This is a genomic window from uncultured Algibacter sp. (genome assembly GCF_947487605.1).
Lineage (GTDB): Bacteria > Bacteroidota > Bacteroidia > Flavobacteriales > Flavobacteriaceae > Algibacter_D.
The window spans coordinates 1-5,437 of record NZ_CANKXK010000021.1 but is presented as its reverse complement, the minus strand read 5'-3'; the positions used below and the strand labels follow the sequence as shown (position 1 = coordinate 5,437).

The 5,437-nt window shown below is 29.5% G+C and carries 5 protein-coding genes; all 5 read right to left on the bottom strand.

The window, feature by feature from the left end:
- Nucleotides 1–217 precede the first annotated feature (217 nt).
- Complete coding sequence (locus Q0739_RS14545; RefSeq protein WP_298239466.1) at nucleotides 218–1,171, bottom strand: hypothetical protein; 954 nt, start codon at nucleotides 1,169–1,171, stop codon at nucleotides 218–220.
- Between the two features lie 162 nt (nucleotides 1,172–1,333).
- A complete protein-coding gene (locus Q0739_RS14540; RefSeq protein WP_298239465.1) occupies nucleotides 1,334–2,023 on the bottom strand; it encodes a hypothetical protein in 690 nt (229 codons plus the stop codon).
- 143 nt (nucleotides 2,024–2,166) lie between these two features.
- On the bottom strand, nucleotides 2,167–3,135 hold the full coding sequence (locus tag Q0739_RS14535; RefSeq protein WP_298239464.1) for a hypothetical protein: 969 nt from the start codon (nucleotides 3,133–3,135) through the stop codon (nucleotides 2,167–2,169).
- A gap of 159 nt (nucleotides 3,136–3,294) precedes the next feature.
- A complete protein-coding gene (locus tag Q0739_RS14530; protein WP_298239463.1) occupies nucleotides 3,295–4,596 on the bottom strand; it encodes an erythromycin esterase family protein in 1,302 nt (433 codons plus the stop codon).
- Nucleotides 4,597–4,757: 161 nt separating this feature from the next.
- A complete protein-coding gene (locus tag Q0739_RS14525; RefSeq protein WP_298239462.1) occupies nucleotides 4,758–5,336 on the bottom strand; it encodes a hypothetical protein in 579 nt (192 codons plus the stop codon).
- Nucleotides 5,337–5,437: the final 101 nt, after the last annotated feature.

Below are 5,437 nucleotides of genomic sequence, written 5' to 3'. Positions count from 1 at the left end.
GTAACGTCTAATTACTTTGTCATTTTTATACATAATTGTGTTAAATTATGTAGCCTTTATTCAGGACGGGTCAAAATTGTTTGTAACGGTTTTGTGTATGGCTCGTTGCGGAAAATCAGCTATGATTTTCCGCCGTAACCGAAAGATAGCAAATTGCAATGAATTCCGATTAGGAATTCAGCCGCAATGAGCTATACACGTTGTTGCCACACGTTTTTTAATTCCAATATTTTATTTCTCTCGACTCAATGTAAATTGGTATAAACTTGTCTGAATTCGCAAAATGTTCTTTCATTGAAACAGTCCGTTTTGTCCAATTTCCAAATTGGTCAAATTCATAATCATATTTCAATTCCCGATTTAATTCCGAATTTTCATAGATTTTTTCGTTGATAGGATTGAATAGCTTATCGTATTCGGTTATTCTATCCAAGTGTTTATTTAAATCTGCTGAAATCGTGTAATCTGTTTGTTTTACAATCCGATTATTTTTCCATACTGTTTCAGTCAGTAGCTCCATCCATTCGTGCTTGTTAGAGTATTCAATCAATTGGTTTTCATTGCTGTATTTATATTTTCCAACTGAAAGTTCTTTGCCTTCCTCAAACTCCTTTTCTAATATCTTATTATTACTATCATTGAATTTGTATTCGTAACTTCTAACTACTGTGTCTTTAGCCTCGATTTTGATTTGTTCTACGATTAAATCGTTACTGTCAAATTTTGAAATGAACTTATAATTTAAACTATCATTAAATGTGATGTTTCTTGTTGTGGTATTATTTATTGAATCATAAGAAATAAGTTGAATCGTCTTTTGATTGGCTAATTTATTCTCGGAAGTTGATTTTGTCAGGTAATCATTTTTATCGTAGCGAAATAGGTCAATTTGAGTTATTTGTCCATAATTGTCAAAGTATTCCGCTTTATTCAATGAACCAAATTCAGTGAACTTTTCTTTTAAAGTTGGTAATGGTTCTCTCGTTTCTTTACTATTTTGAAAAATGGCTTTGTATTGTTCTAACTCTTTAACTTCTCCATATAAATTTCTTTGTTCACGGTCATTTTCAAAGTCGGAATAAGTCGGTCTTAAATCAATATTCAATTCAGTTCTTTCTTTGCAGTTTTGCAAGACGATTGAAATTAAAATCAGAATGTAAATTTTTCTCAATGTTCGTTTTTTCAAATGTGTGGCAACGTTTATGTATAAGATTAGTGCGGTTTTGTGTGCGAGGATTTTCCGTAGGAAAATCAGATGTAACAAAACAGGACTAATCGCTGGATTAAGCACAGACCCAAGCATTAATTTTATACTTTGTTGGCAAACGTATTTTTAATATAATATTTCAGTTATAATTAATCTTTTTATAAAATAATCAGATAAGTCAACATTGCTGTTCAACATTTTACTTGCTATTAATCGAGGGTCAATTGTCCCAGCTTTAAAAGTCAAATCTAAATATTCATTTATTAATCTATTTTTATCGGCAACTGAATAAAGTGCTTTTCTATACTTTCCAACATAATTTATATCCGTATATTTTTTTCTCCTATTTATTAATGAATCTTCATTTTTTGGTTCATCTAACGCGATTGATGATTCGGATGTTCCAAATTCAAATTCCCCATTTTCATTTAGGAATTTCCATTTTGTCTTAATAGTATTTTTCTCAAACTTATAATATAATGTGTCTGGGTTTTTTTCAATCCAAACCGAATCGGCAATTCTATAAATTTCATATTTGAGATTATTTTTATTAAACATTTCTCTACCTATTGCCGAAAGTTTTCTCCAATTTCCAGTAGAATTATTTTCAAGTTCCTTTAGGAATTCTCGATAAGACATTTCTGTGCTCAATTCGGGATATTGTTTTTTAAGAAAATCAGTTTCAAAGTCGTTTACAAGAAAAGTCAGAGTTTCGCTATTTTCTTTTCCCAGAATTTTTTCAAAATTCGCTATGTTCTTTTTATTAGAACAACCAACAGTCAGAAGTAGAATTATGATTAGATTGATGAATTTCATTGTTTGGTCATATGTTTGCCAACGTTGTTGTATATGGTTTGTTGCGTGGTCAAGCACGTAATTTAGCAAATAAAAACCGAATAGAAAATCCGCGAGGATTTTCGTAAGTAGGCTAGAACTAGCAATTAATTATACACGGTGTTCTATGCAGTCTTTTCCACAATTTCTTTAATTTTTTCTTCAACTTCAGATTTGTTTGTGAATCGAATTGTATAAACTTTACTATGTTTATTAATTTTATTAAAATCACGAATTCTACTTTCACTTAATGAAGTCAATTCCGTATTGTATATAAATATTCCAAAACCTTTATTTCCTTGAAGTTGTAATAAAAATGATTCTATCGATTTTAATCCGACTTTACTTGCTCTTAAAACTTTGACTTCTACAAAATATTTTCTTTTGTCTTTTCTAAATTCAAAATCAAATTCTCTATCTGTTTTATTAAACGAATTGGGGTTGATATCGTATTTCGATTTTTCCAAAATGTTTAATATATCTTTTTCTATTTTTTTATAACCTATAGACATTATAGTTGCACCAATTTCTGTGCGTGCTTCTTTCAATTCATTTTCTATTTCTTCGTCTTTGCTCTTTCGTGTTAAATAATTTGCTCGAAACGAAAAGTATCCTGCAATTATTGAAAGTAATGTGATTAAAATTGATAAACCTGTAGAAAACCACTTTGATTTACTTTCTTGTATTTTTTCTGGTTCTTTATCGGTTGTTTTAGGTAAAGCCAATGTCAGAGTTTCAATTTCAGCAATCAATTTTCTTCGTTCAGTTAATGGGATAAACTTGTCTTCCATAAAAGATTCTTCTGCTTTCAAAAGAAACCATTTGTCAGAATTCTCGAATTCCAAATTTGCACCAACTTCTTTACTGTTGATTAATGCCTTAATTTCTGTTATAGAAGCAATAGAATCAGAGTAGACCAATTCCTTAATGGATTGGATAATTTCGTTCGATGCGTTGTTTAGTTTTGCATTTCCGGATTCTTTGATATAGTCTGGAATATAAAATAATCCAAAATATAAAGTTGCTACAACTCCAAAAACACCAAAGATGTTTCCGAAATTTCTTAAAATCCATTTCTTAATTTCGTTTTTCATATGGTTGCTTCAGATTGCATAGAACGTGCTTGTATAAGAATAGTGCGGTTTTGTGTGCGAGGATTTTCCGTAGGAAAATCAGATGTAGCAAAACAGGACTAATCGCTGGTTTAAGCACAGACCCAAGCATTAATTTTATACTTTGTTGTAAAACGTTTTTTATTTATTCAGTTTATAATCTGGTATTGATATTTCTTTTACAAAAATTAATCCATCGTATGTTTCAGTGTAAATTTTACTTATCATAATCTTATGTAGTGGTTTAGGTTGATAACCTCCACCACCAATTAATAAATGTTTATTCTTTTTGCTAAAAAAGTTTGAAGAATCACTCTCAATTGCTTGCTGTAAATCAACAAAATAAACATCTTTATTAATTAACATTAATGTCTTAGCGTATGTTTTTTTGAAAGGTTTTTCTATATGGTAAGTTTTCCAATGATTTCCTTTCTTGTTGTCAATTACAAAACCATTTATTTTTCCAATTCCAAAGTCGAAACCTACACTGTAATAATCTTCTTTATAATAATCTTTCAAATGACGACCTAAATTAATTATATTACTACCAGTGTAATACATTTCTCTTTTATTTATGTGGTCATTATGAGCCCATATAAAAGCTTTTCCATTTTTAGATTCATTTTCTACTATCCATTTGACGTTTTCAAACATTTTTAAATCTCTAAATTCAGTACTTTCTGGATATTTAGTTTTAACCTTTGATGCATATTGAGTGTAATTTATTAAACAATCTAAACTTCTGATTACAGGTTTGTAGTCTTCATCTTTTATTTGTGAATTCAGTATTTGTTTTTTCAGTTTATTTAATTCTGGAAGCTGAACTTGCCACCAACTTTCAGATTTACTATAATCTATTTTTTTGTTTGAGCAACTATCAGCAATCATTAGTAGTTTTTGGTCAATATTAATTTTATGTATATTAACAAACTCACGTATTTCTTGACTAATATTTTTAGCTAATTGAATATCCATTCCATAAAATCGAATTTGATTTTCTTTTGCTTTATTTAAATTATAGTTTCTTATCCATTGTAATAAATTTACAATTTCTTTAGTGTACCAAAAACCGGTATTAAAGTTTTTAGCAATTGTTGTAATATCTCCTTTTCCTCCACTTATCCATTCATTTATTCCAGATTCAGCTTGATAAGATTCTTCCATTATAAAACTTCTCACACCTTGAGTTTTTACTAAATATTTGAAAAATTTAGCCTTTAAGTCAAAAAATTCTTTTGTATTATGAGAAGCTTCCCCAAATCCATAAATTTTTGCATTTACAAATTTAGTAGGTGTATTTTCTTTAAAAATTTTTAGTTCAGAATCAGGATTAGAATCTTCAATTTCTATTGAATTATTTGTTATCCAATCTATCGTTTCTATATTTTGAGAACTCAAAAGAAATGGTAAAATAAAGATGAAAATTGAAAGCGTCTTTTTCATTCGAAATGTTTGTCATAAATGTTTTACAACGTTTATGTATAAGATTAGTGGCGTGTTTAAGCACCTAATTTAGCAAATAAACACCAAATAGAAAATCCGCGAGGATTTTCGTAAGTAGGCGAGAACTAGCCATTAATTTTATACTGTGTTGCCAACTGGCTTTATTTTATTATTTCAGTCAGATAAACGATTCCGAAAATCCAACCAACATAGAGTAGAGTATAAGTCAGCGAGTAAACTGCTGAAATTCCAATATCTCCTTTTGTATCTTTTGATTTATCAAAAACGAATTTTAATGCTCTGAAAAAAATCCAATACAACATTGCTAAAATTATAAAAATCGAAAACCAAAAAACAGCTTCCAAAACGATTAGCAAAATGATAATCAAAATTGTCATTCCAATCCAAAGTAAAATTGATAAAATCAGTCCTCCAATTCCATCGCCAACTGAAATACTTGGTGTGTCAAAAGTCGGTGTTGCATTTGCCATTAAATCTCCACGTTTAAAATTTCGAAATTTTGGAAAATTGTCAATCAGTCCAATTCCGCTGTAAAGTCCATAAGTCATAAAAAGAAATAAGGCAGTAGCAATAATTCCGAGTGACAAATAGAGGTTCGAAGTCAGATTTCGATTGTAATTAATTCCAGTCAGATAAACAGTCAGAATTGTAATTCCGATTACGAGTAATGAAACTATGAAAACGGATTTTCCTTTTAAATAATTCTGTTTAATTTTCAAGTCAGAGGTTTTTGGTCAGCTTGTTGGCAACGGTTTTGCATATGCTTTGTAGCGTGTGCAAGCCGAAAGATAGTAAATAAAAACTGACAGAGAAAATTCGG